This is a genomic window from Streptomyces sp. NPDC019890 (assembly GCF_044903445.1).
In the GTDB taxonomy this organism is placed as follows: Bacteria; Actinomycetota; Actinomycetes; order Streptomycetales; family Streptomycetaceae; genus Streptomyces.
The window spans coordinates 704,942-731,666 of record NZ_JBJDQK010000003.1; the positions used below are offsets into that span (position 1 = coordinate 704,942).

26 protein-coding genes are annotated in these 26,725 nt (G+C 69.2%); 13 read left to right on the forward strand and 13 right to left on the reverse strand.

Annotation, left to right across the window (positions count from 1 at the left end; translation table 11 throughout):
- Positions 1-200: 200 nt before the first annotated feature.
- Positions 201-1,775, reverse strand: coding sequence for a S8 family peptidase (locus tag ACI2LP_RS11590; RefSeq protein ID WP_404724300.1), 1,575 nt, complete (start codon positions 1,773-1,775; stop codon positions 201-203).
- Between the two features lie 190 nt (positions 1,776-1,965).
- Between ACI2LP_RS11590 and ACI2LP_RS11595 the strand changes: the two genes are divergently transcribed.
- Positions 1,966-3,063 (forward strand): pyridoxal-phosphate dependent enzyme, encoded by a 1,098-nt coding sequence (locus tag ACI2LP_RS11595; protein ID WP_404724301.1) that lies wholly within the window; start codon positions 1,966-1,968, stop codon positions 3,061-3,063.
- A 7-nt stretch (positions 3,064-3,070) separates the two neighbouring features.
- On the opposite strand, the gene ACI2LP_RS11600 is transcribed toward ACI2LP_RS11595, so the two are convergent.
- The 3 genes from ACI2LP_RS11600 to ACI2LP_RS11610 all read right to left on the reverse strand — a co-directional run bounded on the left by ACI2LP_RS11600 (position 3,071) and on the right by ACI2LP_RS11610 (position 6,016).
- Positions 3,071-3,556, reverse strand: coding sequence for a cupin domain-containing protein (locus tag ACI2LP_RS11600; RefSeq protein WP_404724451.1), 486 nt, complete (start codon positions 3,554-3,556; stop codon positions 3,071-3,073).
- 220 nt (positions 3,557-3,776) lie between these two features.
- Positions 3,777-4,940 (reverse strand): thiolase family protein, encoded by a 1,164-nt coding sequence (locus tag ACI2LP_RS11605; protein WP_404724452.1) that lies wholly within the window; start codon positions 4,938-4,940, stop codon positions 3,777-3,779.
- A gap of 116 nt (positions 4,941-5,056) precedes the next feature.
- The gene (locus ACI2LP_RS11610; protein WP_404724302.1) at positions 5,057-6,016 is read right to left on the reverse strand and encodes a GlxA family transcriptional regulator; all 960 of its coding nucleotides are present in this window, start codon (positions 6,014-6,016) and stop codon (positions 5,057-5,059) included.
- 122 nt (positions 6,017-6,138) lie between these two features.
- Between ACI2LP_RS11610 and ACI2LP_RS11615 the strand changes: the two genes are divergently transcribed.
- From ACI2LP_RS11615 to ACI2LP_RS11625, 3 genes are all read left to right on the forward strand, one after another.
- On the forward strand, positions 6,139-6,435 hold the full coding sequence (locus ACI2LP_RS11615) for a putative quinol monooxygenase (protein ID WP_404724303.1): 297 nt from the start codon (positions 6,139-6,141) through the stop codon (positions 6,433-6,435).
- 119 nt (positions 6,436-6,554) lie between these two features.
- Entirely contained in the window at positions 6,555-6,869 is a 315-nt protein-coding gene (locus ACI2LP_RS11620) for a DUF4326 domain-containing protein (protein ID WP_404724304.1), read from the forward strand.
- A 190-nt stretch (positions 6,870-7,059) separates the two neighbouring features.
- Entirely contained in the window at positions 7,060-7,509 is a 450-nt protein-coding gene (locus ACI2LP_RS11625) for an SRPBCC family protein (protein WP_404724305.1), read from the forward strand.
- 237 nt (positions 7,510-7,746) lie between these two features.
- On the opposite strand, the gene ACI2LP_RS11630 is transcribed toward ACI2LP_RS11625, so the two are convergent.
- Both ACI2LP_RS11630 and ychF read right to left on the reverse strand, forming a co-directional pair.
- Complete coding sequence (locus tag ACI2LP_RS11630; protein WP_404724306.1) at positions 7,747-9,186, reverse strand: ATP-binding protein; 1,440 nt, start codon at positions 9,184-9,186, stop codon at positions 7,747-7,749.
- 381 nt (positions 9,187-9,567) lie between these two features.
- On the reverse strand, positions 9,568-10,656 hold the full coding sequence (gene ychF / locus ACI2LP_RS11635; protein WP_404724307.1) for a redox-regulated ATPase YchF: 1,089 nt from the start codon (positions 10,654-10,656) through the stop codon (positions 9,568-9,570).
- 185 nt (positions 10,657-10,841) lie between these two features.
- Between ychF and ACI2LP_RS11640 the strand changes: the two genes are divergently transcribed.
- Positions 10,842-11,417, forward strand: a complete 576-nt coding sequence (locus ACI2LP_RS11640) for a DUF6542 domain-containing protein (RefSeq protein ID WP_404724308.1) — start codon at positions 10,842-10,844, stop codon at positions 11,415-11,417.
- 80 nt (positions 11,418-11,497) lie between these two features.
- On the opposite strand, the gene ppgK is transcribed toward ACI2LP_RS11640, so the two are convergent.
- Positions 11,498-12,238 (reverse strand): polyphosphate--glucose phosphotransferase, encoded by a 741-nt coding sequence (gene ppgK, locus ACI2LP_RS11645; protein WP_404724309.1) that lies wholly within the window; start codon positions 12,236-12,238, stop codon positions 11,498-11,500.
- Between the two features lie 65 nt (positions 12,239-12,303).
- Positions 12,304-13,308 carry a 4-hydroxy-3-methylbut-2-enyl diphosphate reductase gene (locus ACI2LP_RS11650; RefSeq protein ID WP_404724310.1) on the reverse strand — a complete coding sequence of 335 codons (1,005 nt, stop codon included), beginning with the start codon at positions 13,306-13,308 and terminating at the stop codon, positions 12,304-12,306.
- A 78-nt stretch (positions 13,309-13,386) separates the two neighbouring features.
- On the opposite strand from ACI2LP_RS11650, the gene ACI2LP_RS11655 reads away from it, so the two are divergent.
- The 4 genes from ACI2LP_RS11655 (at position 13,387) to ACI2LP_RS11670 (ending at position 17,140) form a co-directional block, all read left to right on the forward strand.
- On the forward strand, positions 13,387-14,754 hold the full coding sequence (locus ACI2LP_RS11655) for an APC family permease (protein WP_404724311.1): 1,368 nt from the start codon (positions 13,387-13,389) through the stop codon (positions 14,752-14,754).
- An 85-nt stretch (positions 14,755-14,839) separates the two neighbouring features.
- Complete coding sequence (gene xseA, locus ACI2LP_RS11660) at positions 14,840-16,048, forward strand: exodeoxyribonuclease VII large subunit (RefSeq protein WP_404724312.1); 1,209 nt, start codon at positions 14,840-14,842, stop codon at positions 16,046-16,048.
- Positions 16,049-16,146: 98 nt separating this feature from the next.
- Positions 16,147-16,383 carry an exodeoxyribonuclease VII small subunit gene (locus ACI2LP_RS11665; RefSeq protein WP_404724313.1) on the forward strand — a complete coding sequence of 79 codons (237 nt, stop codon included), beginning with the start codon at positions 16,147-16,149 and terminating at the stop codon, positions 16,381-16,383.
- 166 nt (positions 16,384-16,549) lie between these two features.
- Positions 16,550-17,140, forward strand: a complete 591-nt coding sequence (locus ACI2LP_RS11670; protein ID WP_404724314.1) for a malonic semialdehyde reductase — start codon at positions 16,550-16,552, stop codon at positions 17,138-17,140.
- Positions 17,141-17,220: 80 nt separating this feature from the next.
- Here the strand turns inward: ACI2LP_RS11670 and ACI2LP_RS11675 are convergent, their stop codons facing one another.
- Entirely contained in the window at positions 17,221-17,424 is a 204-nt protein-coding gene (locus tag ACI2LP_RS11675) for a hypothetical protein (RefSeq protein ID WP_404724315.1), read from the reverse strand.
- A 251-nt stretch (positions 17,425-17,675) separates the two neighbouring features.
- On the opposite strand from ACI2LP_RS11675, the gene ACI2LP_RS11680 reads away from it, so the two are divergent.
- Entirely contained in the window at positions 17,676-18,470 is a 795-nt protein-coding gene (locus tag ACI2LP_RS11680; protein WP_404724316.1) for a hypothetical protein, read from the forward strand.
- 48 nt (positions 18,471-18,518) lie between these two features.
- Here ACI2LP_RS11680 and ACI2LP_RS11685 read toward each other — a convergent pair whose 3' ends face one another.
- The gene (locus tag ACI2LP_RS11685) at positions 18,519-19,043 is read right to left on the reverse strand and encodes a DUF4245 domain-containing protein (RefSeq protein WP_404724453.1); all 525 of its coding nucleotides are present in this window, start codon (positions 19,041-19,043) and stop codon (positions 18,519-18,521) included.
- A gap of 132 nt (positions 19,044-19,175) precedes the next feature.
- On the opposite strand from ACI2LP_RS11685, the gene glpX reads away from it, so the two are divergent.
- Positions 19,176-20,207: a class II fructose-bisphosphatase gene (gene glpX / locus ACI2LP_RS11690; protein ID WP_360879217.1), complete on the forward strand. Its 1,032-nt coding sequence runs from the start codon at positions 19,176-19,178 to the stop codon at positions 20,205-20,207.
- A gap of 114 nt (positions 20,208-20,321) precedes the next feature.
- Here glpX and ACI2LP_RS11695 read toward each other — a convergent pair whose 3' ends face one another.
- Positions 20,322-20,675, reverse strand: coding sequence for a WhiB family transcriptional regulator (locus tag ACI2LP_RS11695; protein ID WP_360879220.1), 354 nt, complete (start codon positions 20,673-20,675; stop codon positions 20,322-20,324).
- 151 nt (positions 20,676-20,826) lie between these two features.
- A complete protein-coding gene (locus ACI2LP_RS11700) occupies positions 20,827-21,492 on the reverse strand; it encodes a DUF1707 domain-containing protein (RefSeq protein ID WP_404724317.1) in 666 nt (221 codons plus the stop codon).
- 188 nt (positions 21,493-21,680) lie between these two features.
- On the opposite strand from ACI2LP_RS11700, the gene ACI2LP_RS11705 reads away from it, so the two are divergent.
- Entirely contained in the window at positions 21,681-23,357 is a 1,677-nt protein-coding gene (locus ACI2LP_RS11705) for a fumarate hydratase (RefSeq protein WP_404724318.1), read from the forward strand.
- A gap of 279 nt (positions 23,358-23,636) precedes the next feature.
- Here the strand turns inward: ACI2LP_RS11705 and ACI2LP_RS11710 are convergent, their stop codons facing one another.
- Positions 23,637-25,169 carry a ricin-type beta-trefoil lectin domain protein gene (locus ACI2LP_RS11710; protein ID WP_404724319.1) on the reverse strand — a complete coding sequence of 511 codons (1,533 nt, stop codon included), beginning with the start codon at positions 25,167-25,169 and terminating at the stop codon, positions 23,637-23,639.
- A 147-nt stretch (positions 25,170-25,316) separates the two neighbouring features.
- Here ACI2LP_RS11710 and ACI2LP_RS11715 point away from each other — a divergent pair, with 147 nt between their 5' ends.
- Positions 25,317-26,711, forward strand: a complete 1,395-nt coding sequence (locus ACI2LP_RS11715) for a class II fumarate hydratase (RefSeq protein ID WP_404724320.1) — start codon at positions 25,317-25,319, stop codon at positions 26,709-26,711.
- Positions 26,712-26,725: the final 14 nt, after the last annotated feature.

Below are 26,725 nucleotides of genomic sequence, written 5' to 3' on the forward strand. Positions count from 1 at the left end.
GTTTATTTGGCCTGGTTATTGTGCTCCTCATCGGGCGGGGGGGGGATCCCGCTAAGGGGCGGGGTTATAATCGGGGGGGCGGGGGGGGGGGGGGGGGGGGGGGGGGGGGCGCGGGGGCCCCCCCCCCCCCCACCGAACCAGTACCGAACCAGTCCCAATCAGCCCAAATGAGCTCAATCAGCTCAGAATCGGGTCCGACTTCAGAACTGCAGAGCCCAGGAGTCGATCTTGCCGACGTCCTGCGCCGCGTTGTCACTGACCCGCAGCTTCCACGTGCCGTTCGCGACCTCGGACGACGCGTTCACCGTGTACGTCGTGATCACGTTGTCCGTGCTGCCGCCGGACCCGTACGCCTTCAGGTTGTAGACCGTCCCGTCCGGCGCGACCAGGTCGATGCGCAGGTCGCCGATGTACGTGTGCTTGATGTCGACCGGCACGCTCAGGCTGGACGGCGCGTTGCCGGCGACGCCGCTGACGGTGATCGGCGACTCCACCGTGGAGTTGTCGCTGATCGTGTAGTCCGCGGTGTTCTCGAACTTCGAACCCGGAGGCTGGGTGGAGCCGGTGCCGACGTACAGCAGACGGTTCGGGGAACCAGTGCCCGGGTTGGTCACCAGGCCGGTCGTCGCGGCGCTGGTCAGGGCATCCGAGACCTGGGCCGGGGTCGCGGTCTTGTTGGCCGCCAGGTAGAGCGCGGCCGCACCCGTGACGTGCGGGGTGGCCATCGACGTACCGGAGATCGTGTTCGTCGCCGAGTCGCTGGTGTTCCAGGCCGAGGTGATCGACGAGCCCGGAGCGAAGATGTCCAGCGCGGTTCCGTAGTTGGAGAAGCTGGAGCGGGCGTCGGTGCTGGTCGAGGAGCCGACCGTGATGGCCTCCGCCACGCGCGCGGGCGAGTAGTTGGAGGCGTTGGCCCCGTCGTTGCCCGCCGCGACCGCGTAGGTCACACCGGAGGCGATGGAGTTGCGCACCGCCGTGTCGAGCGCGGGGTCGACTCCGCCGCCGAGGCTCATGTTGGCGACGGCCGGCTTGACGGCGTGCTGCGTCACCCAGTCGATGCCCGCGACAACCTGCTCGGTCGTGCCCGAGCCCGAGTTGTCGAGGACGCGGACGCCGACGATCTTGGCCTTCTTGGCCACGCCGTAGGTGTTGCCGGCGACGTTGGCGGCGACGTGCGTGCCGTGACCGTTGCCGTCCTGCGCGGTGTTGTCGTTGTCGATGGCGTCATAGCCGTACGATGCCCGGCCGCCGAAGTCGCTGTGGGTGATCCGTACACCGGTGTCGATGATGTACGCGGTCACCCCCTCGCCCGCGGTGTCGGGGTAGGTGTAGCTCTGGTTGAGCGGGCGGGTCTTCTGGTCGATCCGGTCCAGGCCCCAGGACGGCGGGTTCGGCTGGGTGCCGGTTGCCTTGAAGACGCGGTTCTGCACGACGGAGACGACGGCCGGGTTCGCGGCGAACTTCTTCGCCTGCGCCTCCGAGAGCTGTACCGAGTAGCCGTTCAGCGCCGCGTTGTACGTCCTCTTGATCTTCGCGCCGTACTTCGCGGCGAGCGCCTTGCCCGCCAGCGATCCGGCGTCGGCCGCGGTCCCGCGGAGTGTGACGATGTAGCTGCCCTTGATGGCGCCGGGGGCTCCCGCGTTCTGAATCACGCCCACGGGGGTCGGCTCGGCCGCGTTGGCCGTGAGGGCTGAAGTCGCGCCGATCGCCAGCGCGGCGACGGATATCGCGCTGGCTGCGGCAAGTCTTCGACGCGAACTACGCATCACTGACATGTGAGGGGTCCTCCTCATTGGTGGTGCGCTGCTGTGGGGGTCCGGCAGGCCCATGACAATGGATACAAGCTGTATTCGCTGCGTCCTCGTCTCGCCTGCCGAGCGAAAGATTGTCGGATCCATATGAATCCCACAAGGGCTCGGGGAGGGACGTAACACATGCGCCACACAGCTGCCATGCTGGCGACCCATGATCTCCTACCACTGCCCGGAGTGTGGCACCCGGTCCCCCGTCGAAGCTGCCGCCTGGCGTTGCCCGGACTGCCGCAGCCCCTGGGATCTGGAGTTCACCGCATTGCCGGTCGACCTCAAGTCCCTGCCGGGCAGGGTCAACTCACTGTGGCGGTACGAGGAGGCGCTGCCCCTCGCCGCGCCCGCCCTCTCGCTCGGTGAGGGCCGCACCCCTCTCGTACCGCTCACCGGGACCGTCTCCGTCAAGCTCGACTATCTGATGCCGACGCTCTCGTTCAAGGACCGCGGCGCGGTGATGCTGGTGGAGTTGGCCCGCCGCCTCGGGGGCCGAAGGGTGATCGCGGACAGCAGCGGAAACGCGGGCACGGCCGTCGCCGCGTACTGCGCACGGGCCGGTCTGGACTGCACGGTGTACGTCCCCGAGGCCACTTCGGCCAAGAAGGTCGAGCAGATCCGGGCGCACGGGGCGCATCTCGAACTTGTACCGGGCGACCGTGAGGCGACGGCGGACGCGGCCCGCGCGGCGGCGGACGAAAAGGGAATTTTCTACGCAAGTCACGTCTATAACCCGTACTTTCTGCACGGCACGAAGACCTACGTCTACGAACTGTGGGAGGACCTCGGCGGCAGGCTCCCCGAGGCGATCGTCGTCCCCGTCGGGAACGGCACACTGCTCCTGGGTGCGGCGCTCGCTCTCAGCGAGCTCCACGCCCACGGGCTGATCGCCGGGCGCCCCGCCCTGATCGCGGTCCAGGCCGAGGCGGTGTCCCCGCTGGCCGCCGCGTTCCACGCGGGCGCCGACGGACTCCTGGACGAACGCGCGCCGCTGCGGCCGACTCTCGCCGAGGGCATCGCCATCCCGCGTCCGCCCCGGGCCCGGCAGATCCTGCGGGCGGTACGCGAATCGGGTGGCACCTTCCTGACGGTGACGGAGGAGCAGATCCGGGCGGCACAGCTGGATCTGGCCGCCCGCGGACTGTTCGTCGAGTCCACGGGCGTCGCCTGCTGGGCGGCCACGGGCGCCTGGACCGACCGCACGGCCGTCGTCCCGCTGTGCGGCGCGGGCCTCAAGACCGGCTTGGCGCCCCAGCCGTGAACGCGGGTCAGTCGGTCCAGTAGGTGTCGTGCTTGATGAAGAACTCCGCCTGCTGCTCGGGCGACCACTCGGTGGCGACCTCGGCGACCTTCTCGAAGTACTCCTCGCGGGGCGCGCCCGGCGTGAAGAGCAGCAGCATCGACGCGAGCGCGTCCGAGTCGTTCCGGAAGGCGTGCAGCCCGCCCTGAGGGACGTACAGGAAGTCGCCCGCGGTCGCGTCGATCCAGCTGTCGCCGTTGTAGAGCCGCACCGTCCCCTCGATGATGAAGAACGACTCCGAGATCGACTTGTGGAAGTGCGTCTTCGGGCCGCCCGCCTTCGGAGCCATGTCCATCCGGTAGAGCCCGAACTCCCCGCCCGTGGAGGCAGTGGTGGCCAGGTAGTGGGTGCGGCTTCCGTTCCTGCTCTCCAGGTTCGCCCGGGTGTCCGCGGGCCGGAATTCGGCGCTGATCTCGCCCTTGCCGTCCACGTACTTCGGGTCCGGATACGACATGTACGTCTCCTCTTCTCGGGCGATGGAGCATTCCCGGGGCCGGACGCTCTTCGACTGAACGCTCTTCGACATACGGTCATTCCAGGACGGTCAGTTGCGAATCCAAACGTTCTGGACGAGCGCGACGGGCGGCCCGGACCGGGCTCCCGGTCCGGGCCGCCCGGAGGCGTTCGGACGCGTTCGGACACGTTCCGCCGCGTTCAGAGGCGTTCCACCGCGTTCAGAGGCGTTCGATGATCGTGGCGTTCGCCAGGCCCCCCGCCTCGCACATCGTCTGGAGCCCGTACCGCCCGCCCCGGTCCTCCAGGTTGTGCAGCAGCGTCGTCATGATGCGCGCCCCGCTGCCGCCCAGCGGGTGCCCGATCGCGATCGCGCCGCCGCGCACATTCAGCCTGTCCGCGCCGACGCCCGTCTCCCGCTGCCAGGCAAGGACCACCGACGCGAATGCCTCGTTCACCTCGAACAGATCGATGTCCTCGATGCCGAGACCGGCCCTGGCCAGCACCTTCTCGGTCGCCGGCATGATCGCCGTGAGCATCAGCAGCGGATCGTCACCCACCACCGCGAAGGAGTGGAACCGGGCCCGCGGCCGCAGCCCCAGCCGTTCCGCCACATCCGCGCCCATGATCAGCAGCGCCGCCGCGCCGTCGTTGATCGGTGAGCTGTTGCCCGCCGTGACCTGCCAGCCGATTTCGGGGAACCGCTGCTCGGTCGACGGGTCGTAGTACGCCGGCCGAAGCCCTGCCAGCACCTCCGCCGACGTTCCGGGTCGTACGGTCTCGTCCCGCTGCCCGGCCCAGGCGACCTCCCGGTCGAACTCCCCGCGCTCCCACGCGCCCGCCGCCCTCCGGTGCGACTCCAGCGCGAACGCGTCCATCTCCTCCCGGGAGATCTTCCAGCGGGCCGCGATCAGCTCCGCACTGATCCCCTGGCCGACAAGCCCCTCCGGATACCGCTCGCCGATCCGCCGCCCGAACGGATCGCTGCCCGGCAGCACGTTGGATCCCATCGGCACCCGGGACATCGACTCCACACCGCAGGCGATGGCGATGTCGTACGCCCCGCTGATCACTCCCTGCGCCGCGATGTGCGCGGCCTGCTGGGACGAGCCGCACTGCCGGTCCACCGTCATGCCCGGCACGCTCTCGGGGAATCCGGCGGCCAGCACCGCGTTCCGGGTGATGTTGAGCGCCTGGTCCCCGACCTGGGTGACACAGCCGCCGATGACGTCGTCCACGAGCGCGGGATCGATCCCGGCCCGCTCGACGAGCGCCGCGAGTGTACGGGCCAGCAGGTCCACGGGGCGCTCGTCGTGCAGCGCCCCTCCCGGCTTGCCCTTGCCGACCGGCGTACGAACCGCCTCGACGATCACCGCGTCCCGCACCACGACAACCTCCCCATCCCCTGCAATGGTTTGAACTTCAAACCTACTCCCTCAACCCTGCCCCGCGAGGAGAGGGTTGTCAATTCCAACTAAGGCTGTTGCGCCGACACTGCTGGTCAGCGGCCGCGCAAGGCACCCGCCGTGCTGCCCGTGCGTTCGCGCAGCAGGATCCGCAGGGTGTTCGCGTGCTCGTAGCCGACCTTGCGGGCGATGGAGTCCAGTGACATGTCCGTCGTGCGCAGCAGATGTGAGGCCTGTTCGACCCGCAGGTCCTGGACGAAACGCACAGGGGACGTGCCGAGCACGCGGCGCACGGTCCGCTGGAGGGTGCGTTCGCTCACCCCCAGCGAGTGCGCCGCCGCGCCGACGTCGACCGGCTCCTCCAGATGCAGCCTGGCCCAGCGCTCGAAGGCCGCGACGACCGGATCGCTCTGGGCGAGTGCGCTCGGGATCGTGTACGCGGACTGGGACGGTCGTTCGTCGACGACCAGATAGCGGGCGACAAGATCGGCCAGCGCGGGACTGCTCATCCGGACAACGGCCAGCGCGAGGTCGACATGACCGAAGGCCGCGCCGGCCGTCGTCACACCGTCCGACGTGGTCACCATTCGCGTCTCGTCGATGGTGACCGCCGGATAGCGCTGCCGGAAGGCCGGCGCCAGCCACCAGCTCGTGGTCGCCTTGCGGCCGTCCAGCACCCCCGCCTCGGCCAGCAGAAACGTGCCCGTACAGGCCGAGGCCACGGGTGTGCCGCGTCCGCGCGCATCGGTCACGAGTCTCCGTACGGCTGCCGAGTCGGGGCCGGAAACATGGGCGATGAGCGCATCGGGCCGCCGCTCGGCGAGGGCCGGCACGATCAGCAGGTCCGTTCGTTCGGCCTCGGCCACCGGCACGGTGGCGACGAGATGGCCCACGCCGGTGCGGACCCGGCGGCGGAAACCGACCGTGGTCACCTGCCAGGCGGGCGGCGGCTGCGGGAGCTCGCCCCGCATGGCGTTGGCCGCGTCGAGCACGTCGAGGATCGCGGAGAGCCCTGAATCAAATACGCCGTCATAGACGACCACTGCCACATCCATGACGGAAACGCTATCGGAGTAGTCGTTTGCGCCACTGGGGTGGCGGTTCTCGCGAGCCTAGGTTTGCTGACGTCCCGCTGATCGGGACGCCGACCCGACCCCGACCTACGGAGTGACACGTCATGAACATCGGACTGCTGGCCCGGATCGAAGCCAAGCCGGAGTACGCGGACAAGGTCGAGGGCCTGCTGAGCGACGCGCTGCAGCTCGCTCGCGAGGAGGAGCACACGGTCACCTGGTTCGCGTTCCGGGAGAGCGCCACGGTCTTCGGAGTCTTCGACACGTTCGAGAACGAGGAGGGAAGGGCCGGCCATCTGCAGGGCCGGATCGCCGCGGCGCTGATGGAGGCGGCGGAGACGATGCTGAGCACGGCGCCGGACATCCGTCCCGTGGACCTGCTGGCGGTCAAGCTTCCCTGACGGTGACGCCCGCGGGTCGCACACTGCGGCCCGCGGGCCCGGTCGTTCCGACCGATGCTCGCCACCACGTCCTGGTCCTCGCCTGGCGGGACGCGCCCCGAAGCCGGAGGATCCAGCACATGAAGAGGACGACGGTCGTCAATCTCAAGGGCCATCGCGACGACCCCGACTACGCGGACGTCGTGTACGTGGGCCGTGCCATGCACCGCGGTGGCTGGCATCTCGCCGGATCGCCGCTGGCCAGTCCCTTCCGTCCGGGCCCCGACGGAACGCGTGAGGAGGTCCTCGAGAAGTACCGCGTCCATCTGCTGTCGCGTCCGGACCTCCTCGAACTCCTCCCTGCGCTGCGCGGCCACAGACTCGGCTGCTGGTGCGTGCCGGAGCGGTGTCACGCCGAGGTCATCGCGGAACTGGCGGATGCCGGCCCGGAATGATGGCCGCCATGGATGACGTGACCGCGAGCTGTACGCGCACTGCTACCGGATGCTCGGCTCGGTGCACACGGACACCATGCTGGTCCGGTAACGCACCCGCCGACCGCTGACGCCCCGAGCTGCCTGGTCGGCTCACCTTCTCCTGCCCCAGGTGGGATCCTTGGTGACAGAACCTGACAAAGGAGGCGAAATGTCCGCCATCAAGGAGAGCGTAGACATCTCCCGCCGCCCCGAGGACATCTACTCCTACGTGACCGACCCCTCCCACCTCCCCGAGTGGCAGGAGAGCGCCGTATCCGTGAGGCCCCTGGGCGACACCCCGATGAGCGTGGGGTCCCGCATGGTCGTGACCCGGCGCATCGGCCGCCGGGAGTTCCCGATGACCATGGAGGTCACCGAGCTCGACCCTCCCCGCAGCTGGCACATGAGAGGCGTCGACGGGCCCGTCAGAGGCGACGTCCACGGCACGATCGAACCACTCGGCGACGGCGAACGGTCACGCCTGACGCTCAACCTCGACTTCGAGGCCCACGGGATGGGCAAGCTGCTGGTTCCGCTGGTCGTCCGCCCGCACGCACGGAAGGAGATGCCGAGGAACGAGCAGAAGCTCAAGGGCCTGCTGGAAAGCAATGCGGCGTAGGGCCCGAACTGACCGGACTCCGACGGTGACCGCACCTGGTTCGCGCCGGACGAAGTACGACTGGTGGCACATTCCGGTCCGGCGGGCCCTCACGGAATCACCGAAAGAGGACGCCTGCTGCCGGATGCGGAAACCTGCGTGGGCTCAGACGCCTCACATCACCCTTCACAGCGTGAACCTCAAGCAGCTCCGTAGTTCGAGGGGCACTCGCGAGGTGAGAGACCTCAGGCTCCCCGGCTATCGGGGCTGCCACGCCCGTACGAGGTCCTCAGGTCCCCAGTGCGCGGTCAGTGGCAGATCATCAGCCACCCCGCAGCGGGAGACCGCGACCAGCGGAGTGTCCGGGGCGGTACCGGGGACAGCGAGCATGTCGCGGACCAAGGCGTCGTACTCATGACGGCCGAAGGGCTGGGTCTCCATCCACTTGACCGACCCGACGAAGTGCACCTGCCGGGCCACCGGCTCGCGGTCTGCACCGATGAGGTCGATCTCGGGGTTGTTCTGACGGTTCCACCAACCGCCGATGGCCTCGGTCTCGGGCCACTCGTCATTGGGCATCAGACGCAGCAAGGACTCGCGGATCAGTGGCTCGACCGCTCGCCCGCGCCAAGTGGTCCATGACCGCTCGATGCGTTCCAGTGCCAAGTCACCTCGGCCACGCTCGATAAGTGGGATCGCGCGTGCCAGGAAGGCCAGCCAGAACCGCAGATACGGGTCGGCGATCCGGTAGCGCTTGTTCTTGCTGTCCGGCTTGAGGGACAGGGGGAGGTCAGCGGCCAGGACTCGCTTGGCCTGCAGCATGGCCAGCAGCGGGGAGAGCGTGCCGGACGGCAGCGCGCTGGCGCCGCCGGCCTGGGCTGCGATCGCGCTGAACGTGCGCTCACCGCTGCCAACCGCTTCCAGTACGACCCGTGAATGCGAAGCCTCGGGGAATTCGCCCAGCAGGGACAGCTCGCCAGCCACCAGCAGGGGCGAGAGAGGATTGGCGACCGAAGCCTGCAAGAAGGCTGTACGTCCCATACCCGGCCGCCATGACTGCACGATCTCGGGGAATCCTCCCGTGATCAACTGAGCGTCGACGGCCCCGGCGGCATCGAGATCTGTCATGGCCTGCACGTCGGCCAGGTTCAGGGGATGGACGGTCATTTTCGCTGCCCGGCCGAAGAACGGGCGCCCGTACGACTGCAGTGCCTCCATCACCGATGTATCGCTGCCAACCAGCAGCAGAAGCACGGGCTTGGAAGACAGGTGACGGTCCCAGACAGTTTGGAGTGCGCCCTCGAATTCCTTATCCTGCTCAACCAGCCAGGGCACCTCGTCAATCACCGCGATGCTGGGTGAGTCATCGGGAACCGCGAGCGCCAGCGCGCGCAGGGCCTGGTTCCAGTCCTGCGCCTGGAGGCCGGCGACTAGCTCCGCCCCCGGCAGTAGCGACAGCGCGAGGGTCGCGGCAAAGTCGGCGCGCTCAGTCACAGGGTTACGCCCCCGGGTGGCCTGGAACACCACGTAGGGCGCTCCCGAGCGGTCGCAGAACTCCTGGACAAGTCGCGACTTCCCCACTCGGCGCCGGCCCGTCATGATCACAGCCCGCCCTCGAGTGACTCCAACACCCTCTGCCACTGTTCTGTACTGCTCGGCCAGCAGTTCAAGATCTCCGGCCCGACCTTGGAACTCCACGACACCCCCGGGGATTAACGTAGATAGATTATTACGTAGATTGAATCTTACTTCACCTCAAGCGACCTAGTGGATGGAGTGCAGAGGCGGGTACGGAGGGCGAGATTGCGGATTGGAGCCGGCATCCTTCTCGGCGAGGGTGACTGTCAGAGGGCGCGGAGGCGGTGGAGGCAAGCCCGCCAGCGAGGGTGACGGGTGGGCGCACGGACGTGGTCCTGACTCCACCAGCCACGCGAACGAACCTCACACGCAACGAGCATCGCGGCTGATTTCCCAGCGCCATCCCAGCACGGGCAAAAACCAGGGGCCCGACTCCGAAGAGTCGGACCCCATCTGACCTGCGTATGTGCCAGGACACCAACGTGGTGTTATTTCAACCGCTCAGACGTTGAAGCGGAACTCCACGACGTCGCCGTCCTGCATCACGTAGTCCTTGCCCTCCATGCGCGCCTTGCCCTTCGCGCGGGCCTCCGCGACCGAACCCGTCTCGACCAGCTCCTCGAAGGAGATGACCTCGGCCTTGATGAAGCCCTTCTGGAAGTCGGTGTGGATCACACCGGCAGCCTCCGGAGCCGTCGCGCCCTTCTTGATGGTCCAGGCGCGGGTCTCCTTCGGGCCCGCCGTCAGATACGTCTGAAGGCCCAGGGTGTCGAAGCCGACCCGGCCGAGCGTCGCCAGGCCCGGCTCTTCCTGGCCCATCGACTGGAGGAGTTCCAGCGCCTCGTCGTCGTCGAGCTCGATCAGCTCCGACTCGATCTTGGCGTTGAGGAAGATCGCCTCCGCCGGGGCGACCAGCGCGCGCTGCTCGTTCTTGAAGTCCTCGTCGACCAGCTCGTCCTCGTCGACGTTGAAGACGTACAGGAAGGGCTTGGTGGTGAGCAGGTGCAGCTCGTGCAGCAGGCGGCCCTTCTCCGTGCCGGCGGTGATGCCCGCCGCGAAGAGCGTCGTGCCGGCCTCAAGGATCTTCTGCGCCTCCTCGACCGCCGCGAGCACCGCGACCTTGTCCTTCTGGAGGCGGGACTCCTTCGTCAGGCGCGGGACGGCCTTCTCGATCGACTGGAGGTCGGCGAGGATCAGCTCCGTGTTGATCGTCTCGATGTCGTCCTTCGGCGAGACCTTGCCGTCCACGTGAACGACGTTCTCGTCCTTGAAGGCCCGGATGACCTGGCAGATCGCGTCCGACTCGCGGATGTTCGCCAGGAACTTGTTGCCCAGGCCCTCGCCCTCGCTCGCGCCGCGCACGATGCCCGCGATGTCGACGAAGTCCACCGTCGCCGGGAGGATGCGCTGCGAACCGAAGATCTCGGCCAGCTTGGCGAGGCGGGCGTCCGGGACGCCGACGACGCCGACGTTCGGCTCGATGGTGGCGAACGGGTAGTTGGCCGCCAGCACGTCGTTCTTGGTCAGGGCGTTGAACAGGGTCGACTTGCCGACATTCGGCAGGCCGACGATTCCGATCGTGAGCGACACGTTGGCGACTTCCTGGAGTGAGGACTGGCTGATGGGCGCCCGGCCCGGAGGTGGGCCGATTCCCCAGTTTACGGGCGGGTCAAGCGGGGCCGTGACGGGAGCCGTGGCTCGAACTCAACCTCAAGGTCACCCAAAGGGCGTGTCCCAGGCCTGTTTCATCCCCAGTTGCGACCTACGTTGGTCAGGTGGAGCAGCACAGGACAAGTCACCCTCAGCGCCGCCAGCGGCCGCAGGCCCCTCTTTCCCCGCAGAGTGCGCTCGCGGAGGGCACGCTCGGCGAAGGCCCCGCCGTGTACCGGGTGGCGGCCCGGCCCGCGCGCACCGTCCCGCCGGTGGTGCTCGCGCTGCGCAGACTGCCCAATCCCCGGCTGACCGGGCTCGGCGCCGGGCTCTTCGGCACCGCGACCATGCTGACGTTCGGCTGCCTGGACTGGCTGCTGTTCGACGGCTCCGCGGTGGTGTACGGGGTGCTGTTCCTGCCCGTCAGCGCGCTGACCGCGCTCTGGGTGCGGGAGGCGGACCTGGTCACCGCGCCGATCAGCGTGCCGATCGCCTTCGCGGCCGGCATCGTGCCGATCTCGGGTGGTACGGGCGGCTTCGGCGGACAGGCGATGGCCGTGGTGACTTCGCTGGCCGTGCACGCGGGCTGGCTGTACGGCGGCACGCTGGTCGCGGGGCTCATCACCTGCGTACGGAAGATCCGGGTGATGAGCCGCCGGCTGCGCCGCCCCCGCCAGGGGCCGCCGGTACGACGGGGCTGACGTTCCCGCCGAGCCCGCCGGTGCGCCGGGCCCTCCGGTGCGCCAGGGCTGACGCCCGCGCCGGGCCCACGCACCCCCCGCTAGCGGCTCGTCGCCGCCATCGCCGCTCCCACGATGCCCGCATTGTTCTGCAGCTCCGCCGGCACGATCTCCGCCCTGATGCCCTCGATCAACGGCACGAACTTGTCCGCCTTGCGGCTCACCCCACCGCCGATGATGAACAGCTCCGGCGAGAACAGCATCTCCACGTGTGCCAGATACTTCTGCACCCGGTGCGCCCACTGGTGCCAGCTCAGGTCCTCGTCCTCCTTGGCCTTCGTCGAGGCGCGCTTCTCGGCGTCGTGGCCGTGCAGCTCGAGGTGGCCGAGCTCGGTGTTCGGAACGAGCCGGCCGTCGATGAAGACCGCGCTGCCGACGCCCGTACCGAACGTCAGCAGTATCACCGTGCCCTTGCGGCCGCGGCCCGCGCCGAAGGCCATCTCCGCGATGCCCGCCGCGTCACCGTCGTTCAGGATCGTCACCGGCAGGCCGCCGAGGCGGTCGGCGAGCAGTTTGCCCGCGTCCACGTCGACCCAGCCCTTGTCGACGTTCGCCGCCGTGCGCGTGACGCCGCCCGTGACGACGCCGGGGAAGGTGATGCCGACCGGGCCCGACCAGTCAAAATGGCCCACCACCTCCGCCACGCCGTCGGCCACCGCGTCCGGCGTCGCCGGCTGCGGGGTCAGAACTTTGTGGCGCTCCTGCGCCAGGTCGCCGCGCTCAAGGTCCACTGGTGCGCCCTTGATGCCGGATCCGCCGATGTCCACTCCGAACACGTCCATGGACACAACGTTACGGGCAGCCCCTGACAGTTACGTCCCCGATACGTCCCGGGCTGCTTTCAGGACTACTTTCCGGACGGCTTCCCGGCAAGCTCGGCCGCCTCCGCGCGCAGATCCCTGCGCAGTTCCTTCGGCAGTGAGAAGGTGATCGACTCCTCCGCCGCCTTGACGATCTCGACGTCCTCGAAGCCGCGCTGCGACAGCCACTCCAGTACGCCCTCGACCAGCACCTCCGGCACCGAGGCGCCCGACGTGACGCCGACCGTCGAGACCCCGTCCAGCCATGCCTCGTCGATCTCCTCGGCGAAGTCCACGAGATGGGCGGCCGTGGCGCCCGCGCCCAGCGCGACCTCGACCAGCCGCACGGAGTTGGAGGAGTTCTTGGAGCCGACCACGATGACCAGGTCCGCCTCCGCGCCCATCTGCTTGACCGCGATCTGGCGGTTCTGCGTGGCGTAGCAGATGTCGTCGCTCGGCGGGGAGATCAGCTGCGGGAACTTCTCCTTCAGCTTGTCCACCGTCTCCATCGTCTCGTCGACCGAGAGCGTGGTCTGCGAGAGCCAGACGACCTTCGACTCGTCCCGTACGGAAACGTTCGCGACGTCTTCGGGGCCGTCCACGAGCGTGATGTGCTCGGGTGCCTCGCCGGACGTGCCGATGACCTCCTCGTGGCCGTCGTGGCCGATGAGCAGGATGTCGTAGTCCTCGTTGGCGAAGCGGACCGCTTCCTTGTGGACCTTGGTGACCAGCGGGCAGGTCGCGTCGATGGTCGCGAGCCTGCGCTCCGCCGCCTCCTCGTGGACGACCGGCGCCACACCGTGCGCGGAGAACATGACGATCGACCCCTCGGGGACCTCCGCCGTCTCGTCGACGAAGATCGCACCCTTCTTCTCCAGGGTCTGTACGACGTACTTGTTGTGGACGATCTCGTGGCGCACATAGATCGGGGACCCGTACTGCTCGAGGGCCTTCTCCACGGCGATCACGGCACGGTCCACGCCCGCGCAGTAGCCACGGGGAGCGGCGAGAAGGACGCGTCGGGCAGGAGTCGTAGCAGTCATGTCCCCCATCGTAAGGCCGCCCAGAAGAGGCGAGAGATCACCCACAGCGGGAAGACTGAGGCGGGACGCGAGCGACGGAGGGCCCCGATGGCGGCAGCGGAGGTGCCGGACAAGGGGGACGCCACGGGCGGTGAGCTGCGGCGCACACTCGGATTCCTGGATCTGCTCGTCTACGGACTGCTGTTCATCGCGCCCATGGCTCCGGTCGGCATCTTCGGCACACTCGACGCCAAGTCGCACGGGGCCGTCGCGCTCGTCTATGTCGTGGCGACGATCGCCATGGCGTTCACCGCAGTGAGTTACGCCCAGATGGTCCAGGTCGCGCCGCAGGCCGGCTCGGTCTTCACCTACGCCCGCAAGGGGCTCGGCGACGGGCCCGGGTTCATCGCCGGGTGGATGGCGATGCTCGACTATCTGCTGATCCCGGCCGTGGCGTATCTCTTCTCCGGGATCGCGATGGAGGCGCTGGTACCGGCGGTGGACCGGTGGGTGTGGACCGCGATTGCGGTGGTCGTCACCACGCTGCTGAACCTCTGGGGCGTACGGGCGGCGGCCCGGGTCGGGTTCGCGGTGCTCGCGATGGAGACCGTGGTGCTGCTGGTGTTCGTGGTGTCGGCGGTGGTGGTGCTCGTACGGGACGGGGCGGAGCGCGGCTGGGCGTCGCCGTTCGCCGGGGATGCGGGCTTCTCGCTGACCGCGGTGCTGAGCGCTGTGTCGGTTGCGGTGTTGTCGTATCTCGGCTTCGACGCGATCGCGTCGTTCGCGGAGGAGGTCACCGGCGGCTCGCGACAGGTGGCCAGGGCGGTGCTGTTCTGCCTGGCGCTGGCGGGCGTGCTGTTCGTGGCACAGACATATCTGGTGGCCCTCCTCGAGCCGTTGTCGTCGTCGCAGTTGGCCGCGGAGCCGGGTAAGCAGGGGTCGGCCTTCTACGACGCGGTGGACGCCTCGGTCGGGGGGTGGCTGCACGACCTGGTCGCGGCGAGCAAGGCCATCGGCGCGGCGTTCGCGGCGCTGGCCGGGCAGGCGGCCGCGGGCCGGCTGCTGTTCGCGATGGCACGCGACAGGCGGATGCCGCACGCCCTGTCCCGTGCGGACTCGGGCGTGCCGCGGATCGCACTGCTGACGGCGGCCGCGGTGACGATGATCGCGGCGCTGTGGGCGGCGCGGCGGGACGACGGCATGGACCATCTGGTGTCGGTGGTCGACATCGGGGCGCTGACGGCGTTCATCCTGCTGCACGCGAGCGTGATCGGCTGGTTCGTGGTGCGCCGGATGGACGGCCCGCCGGACTGGCTGCGGCATGTCCTGGTGCCACTGCTCGGCGCCGGGGTGCTGACCGCGGTGATCGTGACGGCGGCGGGTTCGGCGCAGGTGGTCGGCGTGGTGTGGCTGGGGGTCGGGCTGATCGTGCTGGCGGTGCAGTGGGGACGCGTCGGACCCTCGGAACAGCTGTAGGCGCGGTCGCGGCACGTCCTAGGAACGGCCGTCGGCACGGTCGCGGCGGGCGGCTTTGTCGTACGCGGCCGATACGCTCGCCCGTATGGCTCTCAACACGTCCGCGGAAGCTCCTCTGCCGGTCGGCGAGGTGTCACGGCTCATCGGCGGGTGGATCGACCGGCTCGGCACGGTCTGGGTGGAGGGGCAGATCACCCAGCTGTCACGGCGGCCGGGCGCCGGGGTCGTCTTCCTGACGCTGCGCGATCCCTCCTACGACATCTCCGTCAGCGTCACCTGCTTCCGGCAGGTCTTCGACGCGGTCGCGGACGTGGTGGCGGAGGGCGCGCGCGTCGTCATGCTCGCCAAGCCCGAGTGGTACGCGCCGCGGGGGCAGCTGTCGCTGCGGGCCGTGGAGATAAGGCCGGTGGGGATCGGCGAACTGCTCGCGCGGCTTGAACAGTTGAAGCGGACCCTCGGCGCCGAGGGGCTGTTCGCGGTCGACCGCAAGAGGCCGCTGCCGTTCCTGCCGCACCGGGTGGGCCTGGTCTGCGGGCGGGCGTCGGCAGCCGAACGCGACGTCCTGGAGAACGCGCGGCGGCGCTGGCCCGCCGTCCGCTTCGAGGTCCGCAATGTCGCGGTGCAGGGGGTGCACGCGGTCGCCCAGGTCGTCCAGGCGGTCAAGGAGCTGGACGAGCTCGCCGACGTGGACGTGATCATCGTGGCGCGCGGCGGGGGCAGCGTGGAGGACCTGCTGCCGTTCTCGGACGAGCAGCTGGTGCGGGCGGTGTCCGAGTGCCGTACGCCGGTGGTGTCGGCGATCGGGCACGAGCCGGACTCGCCACTGCTCGACCTGGTGGCGGACCTACGGGCGTCGACGCCGACGGACGCGGCAAAGAAGGTCGTCCCGGACGTCGGCGAGGAGCTGGACCGGGTGCACCAGCTGCGCGGGCGCGCGCTGCGCACCGTCCGGGGGCTGCTGGAACGGGAGGAGCGCGGTCTGGCGCATGCGCTGGCCCGCCCCTCGATGGAGCATCCGCAACGGATGGTGGACGAGCGCGAGGCGGAGGTGGACGCACTGGTCGCCCGCAGCCGGCGGGTGCTCGGCCACCTCCTTGACCGCGCGGACTCGGAGCTTGCGCACACCCGGGCGCGCGTGGTCTCGCTGTCGCCGGCGGCGACGCTGGAGCGGGGGTATGCGGTGCTTCAGCGGGCGGACGGGGCGGTCGTGCGCTCGCCGGAGGACGTGGCGGCGGGCGAAGAGCTGCGGGCACGAGTCTCGGAGGGCGAGTTCGCGGTACGGGTCGCCGAGTGACCGCCGTCGCCGCGTGATCGCGGGACGACCGCCGGGCCCGGTGAACGTCCTGCCCGCGGTGAACGTCGTTGTCGTACCTCGCACATAGGGTGGATGGCATGGCTGCGAACACGGACGAGGCCGCGCTCGGTTATGAGCAGGCACGGGACGAGCTGATCGAGGTCGTACGCCGCCTGGAGGCGGGAGGTACGACGCTCGAGGAGTCGCTGGCGCTGTGGGAGCGTGGCGAGGAGCTGGCGAAGGTCTGCCGCCACTGGCTGGAGGGCGCCCGCGCGCGGCTGGACGCCGCGCTGTCCGGCGGCGCGGACGAGGCCGCAGAAACCGACGAGGACTGACGCCGGGGACGCCGGGAGCGAGCCGGGCGCGGACGTGCGGGTGTGACGGGCGCGGACGTGCGGGTGTGAGTCGGGTCACCATCACCGTGTAGTTGAAATTTAATCTACTGCGGTGCGGTTACACCCGCCGTACAGATCCTCTGCACGTCCCGGAAGGTACGCCAGCATGTCTCTCGTTCTTGACCCCGCCGCCCAGGACCTCCTCTTCCGCGAGGCCCGCACCGCCAACACGTTCACGGACGAGCCGGTGACCGAGGAGCAGGTCGAGGCGATCTACGACCTCGTGAAGTTCGGCCCGACCGCCTTCAACCAGAGCCCGCTGCGCGTCGTCCTCGTCCGCTCGGAGGAGGCCCGCGAGCGCCTGGTGCAGCACATGGCCGAGGGCAACCGGCCGAAGACTGCGGCCGCCCCGCTGGTCGCGATCCTCGCCGCCGACAACGAGTTCCACGAGGAGCTCCCTGCCCTGTTCCCGCACTTCCCGCAGGCGAAGGACGCGTTCTTCTCGGAGCGCCCGGTCCGTGAGCAGGCTGCGGGCTTCAACGCCGCGCTGCAGGCCGCGTACTTCATCGTCGGCGTCCGCGCCGCGGGTCTGGCCGCGGGCCCGATGACCGGCTTCGACTTCGCCGGCGTCCAGAAGGAGTTCCTGGACGGCGACCACACCCCGCTGATGATCGTCAACATCGGCAAGCCGGGCGACGACGCGTGGTCCCCGCGCTCGCCGCGACTGGAGTACGACGAGGTCGTCACCACCGTCTGACCTACGGGTCCAGAGGTCCTCATACGTCACGCGGCCCCGGAGCACACCGTGCTCCGGGGCCGTCGGCTTGCCCAGGCGCGTCAGCGCCGGGTTCTCCAGGCGCCGTAGAGGCCGGTGACCGCCGCGATGACCAGGGAGAAGTTCGCGCTGCCCGTGACCAGATAGACCACGGTCACCAGCCCCAACAGCAGGGCCAGCGCGCCGAGTTCGACGGCGCTCACATCTCTGCGACGCTCCTCGGGCAGCTGCTCTTTGGACGCTTTCTGTGCGTCGTCGTTGTCCATGCGCCCAGCTCAGCGGAGCCTGCCGCGACTACTCCAATCGAGCGCACAAGCCCGGCCGCCGCGGATCACCGCGGCCGTTCGGCGTTCGGCGCCGACCGGGCACCGGACCCCTGGCAGCAGCCGCGAAACATCCCACCGTACGCCCTTGATGCACCCCGGACGCATCACTGACGAGCACAGTGTGAGCGAACGGTCACTTCACGTCTACGATGCCCATCTCACTTCCGCACCGGCGCGTAAGGATGGAGCACATGGCACCGCGCCAAGAAGAGCCCGCGGCCGAGCACGAGGACGCGGAGGCGGCGTACGACCGTGCCCTCGATGCGTTCGCCGGGGACCTGAGCGACCTGCACAACCTGCACGACGCGCCGTCCCTGCAGAGCCTGATGGACCGGTCCGTCGCGAGCCGCGGACGCCGGGTGGGCAAATCGACCATGAGCGACGCGTTCAACGGGAAACGTCTGCCGTCGATCGACGTCACGCTGCGGCTGGTCCAGCTGCTCGCCGCCGACGCCCCGGCCGACGCCCGCGAGAAGCTCTCGGCGCACTGGCGGGGACGGTGGCGGGAAGCGAAGCGCCTGCAGAAGGCGGCCCAGCGGCAGGCACGCAGCCGGGCTCACAGCCGAACCGATTCCGCGACCGATCCCTCACCGAGTCCCGCACCCAGTGCCGTAACCAGTCCCGCGGTCGATCCCGCACCGGACTCCGCGTCGGTCCTGCCGATGCAGCGGGCGGCACAGAACGTGGCCGAACACTTCCGGACGACGCCGTACGAGGCCGAACTCTGCGCCGAACTGCCGTTTCCGCCGCCGTTCTACTTCTTCCTGGACGCGTACGCCGACGTCTGGTCGGTGTTCGACCGGTGCGACACGACCACCACACCGCTCGCCGAACGGGCCTGGTACCGCGTCATCGGACACGGCCCGGACAGGGGCTGGATCATTGCCACCGTGCCCCCGGCCCCACCCGTCGTACTCGGGCTGCTGCTCACCCCGGACAAGATCCGCCGGGAACACATCCAGAAGTACCTGCCCGAGCCCTTCTGAGCTCCGCGCTGTTACCTGTGCGGCTACCCTCTGCGCGGCTCCGCGCGGTTACTGCTGACCGGCCTTGCCGGTCCCCAGCGCCGCCGCCATCTCCGCCAGCCGCTCCGCCGACGCCGTCCCGGTCACCACGGTCGTCGAGCCCTTGTCCTCGCGCACCAGCGCGTCGTACTTCGGGCCCTCCCAGCGCTGCCACGTCGCGCCGGCGATCTGCTGGGTCTTCCCGGTCTCGTGCGCCTGCTGGCTGACCTTCGGGATGTACTTCCTCGCCGGTGCCGTGGACTGCTCGACGGCGACGTACTCGCCGTCCGGGTCCAGGAAGCCGAGGTGCCAGGCGTCGCCGTCGGTCCGCTCGTACGAGACCGAGGTCGGCTTCCACTCCTTCGCAAGGCCCTCCGGCGCCGCCACCGGGTACGGCGCCGCGCGCCGCGCCGTCACCAGCTCGACCCGGTAGTCGACCGCCTTGATCGGGTCCGCCGTGTCGTCGTGCGGAATGAACATGTAGATGACTGCGACGACGGCGCCGATCACCGCCATCGACAGCACCATGTCCCGCACCGTCTGTCTGCCTCGCATACCTGCCACGCCCCCATGTTCGCATCAAGGTGGCGTGCTCAAACGTGGCCCCCTCTGCTCAATTTGTCGACGTACCGATAGAGTCGCATCACCCTCTTTTCCGGCCGTCGTCGTACAGAAAGGTGCGCTCCGATGACCGAGCACAATCTGCCGCCTCAGCTCGAGGTCTCGCCCGAAGCCCCCGACCGCAACCTCGCCCTGGAGCTCGTCCGGGTCACCGAGGCCGCTGCCATGGCCGCCGGTCGCTGGGTCGGGCGTGGGGACAAGAACGGCGCGGACGGCGCGGCCGTCCGGGCCATGCGGACCCTCGTCTCCACCGTCTCGATGAACGGCGTCGTTGTCATCGGCGAGGGCGAGAAGGACGAAGCCCCGATGCTGTTCAACGGCGAGCATATCGGTGACGGCACCGGCGCCGAGGTCGACATCGCCGTTGACCCGATCGACGGCACCACGCTCAACGCCAAGGGCATGCCGAACGCCATCGCCGTCCTGGCCGCCGCCGACCGCGGCACCATGTTCGACCCGTCCGCGGTCTTCTACATGGAGAAGCTGGTCACCGGCCCCGAGGCCGCCGACTTCGTCGACATCAACGCCCCCGTCTCGGTGAACATCCGGCGCGTCGCCAAGGCGAAGGGCGCCAATCCCGAGGACATCACCGTCGTCATCCTCGACCGCCCCCGCCACGAGGGCATGGTCAAGGAGATCCGCGAGACCGGCGCCCGGATCAAGTTCATCTCGGACGGCGACGTCGCCGGCTCGATCATGGCCGTACGCGAAGGCACCGGCGTCGACATGCTGATGGGCATCGGCGGCACGCCGGAGGGCATCATCTCCGCCTGCGCCATAAAGTGTCTCGGCGGCACGATCCAGGGCAAGCTCTGGCCGAAGGACGACGCCGAGCGGCAGCGCGCGCTCGACGCCGGCCACGACCTGGACCGGGTGCTGCACACGAACGACCTGGTCAGCGGCGACAACGTGTTCTTCGTCGCGACCGGCATCACCGACGGCGAGCTGCTGCGCGGCGTGCACTACCGCGCGGAGACCGCCACCACGTCCTCGCTGGTGATGCGCTCCAAGTCCGGCACGATCCGGCAGATCGACTCGACCCACCGGCTGTCGAAGCTGCGCGCGTACAGCGCGATCGACTTCGACCGCGCGAAGTAGGTCCCGCACGGAAGCAGTTCCCGTACGCACGGGAGACACGGTGCATACGGAAGGGGCGCTCCCATGCGGTGGGGCGCCCCTTCCCGTAGGTACGCGTCCCTGCGCGGGTATGCCTCAGGCCGCCGAGGCCGGCTTCTTGATCTCGACCTCCCGCCGCCTGCGCCGGGCCAGCACCACGCGGCGCTCGGCCGCGGTGAGCCCGCCCCACACGCCGTACGGCTCGGGCTGGAGCAGGGCGTGTTCCCGGCACTCGACCATCACCGGGCAGCGCGCGCAGACCCGCTTGGCAGCCTCCTCGCGCGACAGCCGTGCGGCCGTTGGCTCCTTGGATGGCGCGAAGAAAAGCCCGGCCTCGTCCCGGCGGCACACCGCCTCCGCGTGCCAGGGTCCGGCCTGATCTTCCCGAGCGGGAATCCGCTGGGGCGCAAGGGCGGCGACCTGCAAGGACTGATGCGGCAGTTGCAGCACGGTCTACTCCTGACGACGGCTTCGCGAGCGAGAGACGATGCAGCACTCCCTACCCGCTGTACGCACTCCTATTCACTGAGTGGCACTGAGTTCCGGGGTACGGAATTGCGGACGGGCGCTCGCGGCCGGAAAGCACTCCGGGGCGGAGCCGTCAGCCCAGGTGTTTGCGCAGGCGGTCATGGAGATCGGCGATCAGCCGGCCCCTCTTCGGCTTGGCTTCGACATTGCCGAAAACCGAGTAGCCGTTGACGACGACGACCGGGGCCTCGGGGTCGGCGGCCTCCAGGCTGAGGACGTCGAAGTTCCCGAAGAATCCGGTGCCACTGCCGCGCAGCGAGATGTTCTCCGGGACCCGCACTTCGACATTGCCGAAGATGGACGTCGCGTTGATCACGGTGAGCCGCTGCTCGAAGAGCGCCTCGGTGAGGTCGATCTCGATAGTGCCGAAGAGCGCGAAGGCGTTGGTCCGGCGGCCGACGCGCCAACGCCCCTTGCGGGTGGAGCTGGAGAAGACGGCGATCAGGTTGTCGGCGGGCCCGGCGGGCTCTTCGGGCCCGTACGTGTACGCGGTGGGGTCCGGGCGCTTGCGGGTCGTGGGCAGGTCCCGGACGAGCGGCTCCAGTTCACCGACGGTCTTGGCGCGGTAGACGGCGTCGATGCGCTCGGAGTGCTCCTCGGCGTCCAGCCGGCCCTCGGCCAGCGCGTCCCTGAGGATGTCCGCGATCCGGTCGCGGTCGGCGTCTGAGGCACGGATGTCGGTGGCGGGGGTGAGGTCCGCGGGGGCGACCGGCTTCTGGGGCTGCTTGTCGAGGTCCACCGTGCCAGGGTAGCGAAACGCGATAGATCGCGACTAGGGGGTGCGGCAGCGGGTCCCCCGAACCGGGCCGCGCCCCTGGTTCGGGTCCCGCGGGTGAGCCTTACCTCACAGACTGCGTCAGCCAACCGCGTTCTACGCTTGAGGGCGCGTTGCCAATGGAGGCCGCGCCGCCGTCTGCCGAGTAAGGAATGGCCGTAATGCCAGAGTTTGCGTACTCCGATCTGCTCCCGCTGGGAGAGGACACCACGCCCTACCGCCTGGTGACCGCCGAGGGAGTCTCCACCTTCGAGGCCGACGGGCGTACCTTCCTCAAGGTCGAGCCGGAGGCGCTGCGCAAGCTCGCCGCCGAGGCCATGCATGACATCTCGCACTACCTGCGGCCCGCCCACCTCGCGCAACTGCGCCGTATCGTCGACGACCCGGAGGCCTCCTCCAACGACAAGTTCGTCGCGCTCGACCTGCTCAAGAACGCCAACATCGCCGCGGCCGGTGTGTTGCCCATGTGCCAGGACACCGGCACGGCGATCGTCATGGGCAAGCGCGGCCAGAACGTCCTGACGCAGGGCGGCGACGAGGAAGCCCTCTCGCGCGGCATCTTCGACGCGTACACCAAGCTCAACCTGCGCTACTCGCAGATGGCTCCCCTCACCATGTGGGAGGAGAAGAACACCGGCTCCAACCTCCCCGCCCAGATCGAGCTCTACGCGACCGACGGCGGCGCGTACAAGTTCCTGTTCATGGCCAAGGGCGGCGGCTCCGCCAACAAGTCGTTCCTCTACCAGGAGACCAAGGCGGTCCTGAACGAGGCCTCCATGATGAAGTTCCTGGAGGAGAAGATCCGCTCGCTGGGCACTGCCGCGTGCCCTCCGTACCACCTCGCGATCGTCGTCGGCGGTACGTCCGCCGAGTTCGCGCTGAAGACCGCGAAGTACGCCTCCGCGCACTACCTCGACGAGCTGCCCGCCGAGGGCTCCCCCACCGGTCACGGCTTCCGGGACAAGGAGCTGGAGGAGAAGGTCTTCGAGCTCACCCAGAAGATCGGCATCGGCGCGCAGTTCGGCGGCAAGTACTTCTGTCACGACGTGCGCGTCGTCCGGCTTCCGCGGCACGGCGCCTCGCTGCCCGTCGCGATCGCCGTCTCCTGCTCGGCCGACCGGCAGGCCGTCGCGAAGATCACCGCGGACGGCGTCTTCCTGGAACAGCTGGAGACCGACCCGGCGCGGTTCCTCCCCGACACGACCGACGAGCATCTGGACGAGGCGGGTGACGTCGTGAAGATCCACCTCAACCGGCCGATGGACGAGGTGCTCGCCGAACTGACCAAGTACCCGGTCAAGACCCGGCTCTCGCTGACCGGCCCGCTGGTCGTGGCGCGCGACATCGCGCACGCCAAGATCAAGGAGCGGCTGGACGCGGGCGAGGAGATGCCGCAGTACCTGAAGGACCACCCGGTCTACTACGCCGGTCCGGCGAAGACGCCCGAGGGCTACGCCTCCGGCTCTTTCGGGCCGACGACCGCGGGCCGCATGGACTCGTACGTCGAGCAGTTCCAGGCGGCGGGCGGCTCGAAGGTCATGCTGGCGAAGGGCAACCGCTCGCAGCAGGTGACGAACGCGTGCGGGACGCACGGCGGCTTCTACCTGGGGTCGATCGGCGGGCCCGCGGCGCGGCTCGCGCAGGACTGCATCAAGAAGGTGGAGGTCGTGGAGTACGAGGAGCTGGGGATGGAGGCGGTGTGGCGGATCGAGGTGGAGGACTTCCCGGCGTTCATCGTGGTGGACGACAAGGGGAACGACTTCTTCACTGAGCCGGCGCCGGCGCCGACGTTCACGTCGATCCCGGTGCGGGGTCCGGGGCTGGGCTAACGCCTGCGGCGGCCTGTGCCCCTCCCGCTCTGGCGGCCGTGGGAGGTACCCCCATCCCGTAACCGGGCTCCGCCCCCGAACCCCCCTACGCCCTGCGGGCGTGGGGGGACCCCCAGCGCCTCAATCGCCGGCGAGGCTTGATTTGCCCGGGCGGCCTTCAATCGCCGGACGGGCGGAAATTCAAGCCCGTCCGGGGGTCCCCCCGGACGAAGTCTGGGGGAGATTGAGGACACGCCCGAAGGGCGTACCGGGGGTCCGGGGGCGGAGCCCCCGGGAAACTCACGCGAAGCGCTGTCCGGCCGAGCCATTGCAGGGCTGGAGGCGCAAAGAATCCCGCGCCGACCCCAGCGTCGCGCACAGGCCCTCCGCCGACGTCGGCCGGATCGTGCCCGAGGCGCGGACGAAGCGCTGGTTCGTCGCGCCCGAGCAGTTCCAGACGATCAGCGCCGCCCCCGCCTCGTACTTCGCGCCCGGCACATCCAGGCACCGGTCCTGCGTCAGCTCCGTATGCAGGGAGCCGCGCGCCGCGTCGTACCACCAGCCCTGGTTGCGGCCGCCGTGGCAGTCCCACCCGAGAACCGCCGTGCCATTGCGGCTGACCGCGCCGGAGACGTCCACGCACGCACCCGTCGCCTCGTTCTTCAGCGGCCGGTACGCCTCGTCCCACGCGCCCGCGTACAGCTGCGGCTTCCCGCTGGACGCCACATCCGCGCAACTGGCCTCGCGCAGACCCGAGTTGTACAGCTGGGTGAGGCAGGAGGCGAAGGCCGCATGCCCGCGCACATTCGGGTGGAAGGACTGGCGGACCGAATTGGAGTCCGGCGGGAAGGGGTTGGACAGATCGATGTACAGCCCGCGCGCCCAGGTGTCCTCCATGCAGACCTCATGGCCGTGGAAGAGCCGGGAGTTGTCGAGGTAGACCGCCCCCGTGGACTGCGCGATCCTGCGCATGCCGCGCTCGAAGGCGGGGACTGCGGTGTTGCGGCCCCAGACGGTGTCGGAGTCGTAGCCCATGCCGCCGCAGAGAAGCTTGCCGGGGAAGTGCGGGTTGTCGCGGAAGTCCGGGCCGACGGGGCTCGGGTAGCCCATCAGGACCAGTTTGTAGTCGGCGTCCGCGTAACCCGCGTCGCGCATCACGGTGCGCAGGTCGCGTACGGTCTGCTCGACCTTGGGGACGAGGCCGTCGACGCGGGTCTGCCAGCCGGGGGCGTACGTGGGCTCGCACGGCCCCTGGAACAGCACATAGCGCGTGACGCAGTCGGTCATCACGGGTCCGAACTGCAGGTCGTCATTGGCGCCGGCCACCAACAGGACCATCTTGATGCGGGTGTTGCGTGCCTTGATGGCGAGAGCGTCGCTCTGGACCAGTTCGTCGGCGTGCTGCTTCGAGCCGCCGATCCTGATGTTTCCGGTGCCCGCGCCGGAGCAGGAGACGTTGTACGTGAGGTCCGCGGCGATGCCGGTGCGGTGGATGGCGGCGTCGGGCGAACGGTGGCACCAGTTGTCGGGGCCGTTGGTGCCGGGCTCGTAGGTGCCGACTCCTTCGCCCGAGATCTCGCTGTCGCCCAGCGAGATCAGGCCAGTTTTGCGGTCGGCGAGGGGGCGTTCGGCGGGGCTGCCGTAGAGCTTGACGGCCTCGGCCGCGCGGATGGATTCCAGTTCGGGCGGGAGCGGTAAGCCTGCGGCTGTACGGGAGGTGCCGGCCTCGGCGGCCCGGGCGGTGGTGGCCGTGGCCGCCATTCCTCCCAGGCCCGCGGCCAGTGCGGCGACGGCCGCGACCGTACAGCGAAGTCTGTGCCTGGTGCGCGTCATTGCGCCTCCCCGGTTTGTGGTTGATCCGGGTATTTACTGGCGGGTAGCGCACTTGGGAATAGGCGTAACAAGACAAGTGCTCACCTTTTTGGGGATTCGGGGTCGCCCCGGAGGGACACAGCCCAGTGACGAGGAGGCGTGGCGGCGATGGACGACACGAGCGAGTACCGGATCGAGCACGACTCCATGGGTGAAGTGCGGGTCCCCGCGCACGCCAAGTGGCGGGCCCAGACCCAGCGGGCGGTGGAGAACTTCCCCATCTCCGGGCAGCGCCTCGAGCGCTCCCACATCGAGGCCCTGGCCCGGATCAAGGCAGCCGCCGCGCAGGTCAACGCCGAACTGGGCGTGCTCGACAAGGACATCGCGAGTGCGATCGCCGACGCCGCCGCCGAGGTCGCCGAGGGTCGCTGGGACGAGCACTTCCCGGTGGACGTCTTCCAGACCGGCTCCGGCACCTCATCGAACATGAACGCCAACGAGGTCATCGCGACGCTCGCCACCGAGCGCCTCGGCCGCGAGGTGCACCCCAACGACCATGTGAACGCCTCCCAGTCGTCCAACGACGTCTTCCCCTCCTCCATCCACATCGCGGCGACGGCGGCCGTGACGGGCGATCTCATCCCCGCGCTGGAGCATCTGGCGGCCTCGCTGGAGCGCAAGTCGGCCGAGTTCGCGGACGTCGTCAAGTCCGGGCGTACGCATCTGATGGATGCCACTCCGGTGACGCTGGGCCAGGAGTTCGGCGGCTATGCCGCCCAGATCCGGTACGGCGTGGAGCGGCTCGATGCGTCGCTCCCCCGGCTCGCCGAACTGCCTCTCGGCGGCACGGCGGTGGGCACCGGCATCAACACCCCGCCCGGCTTCTCGGCCGCCGTCATCGCCGAGGTCGCCCGCGCGACCGGGCTGCCGCTGACGGAGGCCCGCAACCACTTCGAGGCACAGGGCGCGCGGGACGGACTGGTGGAGACGAGCGGTCAGCTCCGCACCATCGCAGTTTCGCTCACCAAGATCTCCAACGATCTGCGCTGGATGGCCTCGGGCCCGCGCACGGGTCTGGCGGAGATCAACCTCCCCGACCTCCAGCCGGGCTCGTCGATCATGCCCGGCAAGGTCAATCCGGTCATCCCCGAGGCCGCCCTGATGGTCGCCGCCCAGGTGACCGGCAACGACGCCACGGTCACCACCGCCGGTGCCGCCGGGAACTTCGAGCTGAACGTCATGCTCCCGGTGATCGCCAAGAATCTGCTGGAGTCGGTCAGGCTGCTCGCGAACGTCTCGCGACTGCTCGCGGACCGCACGGTCGACGGCATCACGGCGAACGTCGAGCGGGCCCGGGAGTACGCGGAGTCCTCGCCGTCCGTCGTCACCCCCCTGAACAAGTACATCGGCTACGAGGAGGCCGCCAAGGTCGCCAAGAAGGCGCTCGCCGAGCGGAAGACGATCCGCGATGTCGTCCTCGAGTCCGGCTATGTGGAGCGTGGAGCGCTGACCCTCGAGCAGCTGGACCATGCCCTTGACGTGCTGCGGATGACGCACCCCTGACGCGACGCCCGTGA

Bases quoted from the DNA above. Each gene is read 5' to 3' on its own strand.
- ACI2LP_RS11625 (WP_404724305.1), top strand. From the start codon at position 7,060: ATGTCCGCCATCAAGGAGAGCGTAGACATCTCCCGCCGCCCCGAGGAC.
- ACI2LP_RS11615 (WP_404724303.1), top strand. From the start codon at position 6,139: ATGAACATCGGACTGCTGGCCCGGATCGAAGCCAAGCCGGAGTACGCG.
- ACI2LP_RS11665 (WP_404724313.1), top strand. From the start codon at position 16,147: ATGGCTGCGAACACGGACGAGGCCGCGCTCGGTTATGAGCAGGCACGG.
- ACI2LP_RS11675 (WP_404724315.1), bottom strand. From the start codon at position 17,424: ATGGACAACGACGACGCACAGAAAGCGTCCAAAGAGCAGCTGCCCGAG.
- ACI2LP_RS11680 (WP_404724316.1), top strand. From the start codon at position 17,676: ATGGCACCGCGCCAAGAAGAGCCCGCGGCCGAGCACGAGGACGCGGAG.
- ACI2LP_RS11595 (WP_404724301.1), top strand. From the start codon at position 1,966: ATGATCTCCTACCACTGCCCGGAGTGTGGCACCCGGTCCCCCGTCGAA.
- ACI2LP_RS11685 (WP_404724453.1), bottom strand. From the start codon at position 19,043: ATGCGAGGCAGACAGACGGTGCGGGACATGGTGCTGTCGATGGCGGTG.
- ACI2LP_RS11650 (WP_404724310.1), bottom strand. From the start codon at position 13,308: ATGGGGGACATGACTGCTACGACTCCTGCCCGACGCGTCCTTCTCGCC.
- ACI2LP_RS11590 (WP_404724300.1), bottom strand. From the start codon at position 1,775: ATGTCAGTGATGCGTAGTTCGCGTCGAAGACTTGCCGCAGCCAGCGCG.
- ACI2LP_RS11710 (WP_404724319.1), bottom strand. From the start codon at position 25,169: ATGACGCGCACCAGGCACAGACTTCGCTGTACGGTCGCGGCCGTCGCC.
- ppgK (WP_404724309.1), bottom strand. From the start codon at position 12,238: ATGGACGTGTTCGGAGTGGACATCGGCGGATCCGGCATCAAGGGCGCA.
- ACI2LP_RS11670 (WP_404724314.1), top strand. From the start codon at position 16,550: ATGTCTCTCGTTCTTGACCCCGCCGCCCAGGACCTCCTCTTCCGCGAG.
- ACI2LP_RS11600 (WP_404724451.1), bottom strand. From the start codon at position 3,556: ATGTCGTATCCGGACCCGAAGTACGTGGACGGCAAGGGCGAGATCAGC.
- ACI2LP_RS11705 (WP_404724318.1), top strand. From the start codon at position 21,681: ATGGCCGTAATGCCAGAGTTTGCGTACTCCGATCTGCTCCCGCTGGGA.
- ACI2LP_RS11620 (WP_404724304.1), top strand. From the start codon at position 6,555: ATGAAGAGGACGACGGTCGTCAATCTCAAGGGCCATCGCGACGACCCC.
- glpX (WP_360879217.1), top strand. From the start codon at position 19,176: ATGACCGAGCACAATCTGCCGCCTCAGCTCGAGGTCTCGCCCGAAGCC.
- ACI2LP_RS11655 (WP_404724311.1), top strand. From the start codon at position 13,387: ATGGCGGCAGCGGAGGTGCCGGACAAGGGGGACGCCACGGGCGGTGAG.
- ACI2LP_RS11610 (WP_404724302.1), bottom strand. From the start codon at position 6,016: ATGGATGTGGCAGTGGTCGTCTATGACGGCGTATTTGATTCAGGGCTC.
- xseA (WP_404724312.1), top strand. From the start codon at position 14,840: ATGGCTCTCAACACGTCCGCGGAAGCTCCTCTGCCGGTCGGCGAGGTG.
- ACI2LP_RS11715 (WP_404724320.1), top strand. From the start codon at position 25,317: ATGGACGACACGAGCGAGTACCGGATCGAGCACGACTCCATGGGTGAA.